The following is a 387-nucleotide window of genomic DNA, read 5'->3' on the forward strand; positions in this document are numbered from 1 at the left end:
ATGTCTTGTAAAGAATAGTTAGCTATTGCTTCTCCTTTAGGAATGAATCTGCGAATAAGACCATTGTGTCTTTCAACTGTTCCCTTATCCCAAGAAGTGTAAGGATGGGCATAGTAAACCAGTAATTTCTTTTGGACGTTCTTCAATGCTTCTGCCAAGTTTTTTCTTGTTTTTGCGAACACGATGAAGCTTAGTATTGCGTTTAAGCTTCTCTGGTAAGTCGTAATTATAGCGAATTCGCCAGCAGCAGTGGCACGATTACTGCAAACATCAAGCGACCAGCCGTCTTTAAAGAAATGTTTGTGGACATAGTGAATGAATTGAGTTTTCTTGAGAAAGTCTGATTTGCGCCCACAATTTTTACGATGAGCTTGATATGCATCATGT

General features: G+C 39.0%; 1 pseudogene. It reads right to left on the bottom strand.

Going from position 1 to position 387, the window contains the following annotated elements:
• Positions 1–387 (bottom strand): annotated as a pseudogene (locus tag FD18_RS03785) (transposase family protein); the annotation flags it as partial.

Origin of the sequence: Lactobacillus taiwanensis DSM 21401 (assembly GCF_001436695.1) — a bacterium.
GTDB classification, from domain to species: Bacteria; Bacillota; Bacilli; order Lactobacillales; family Lactobacillaceae; genus Lactobacillus; species Lactobacillus taiwanensis.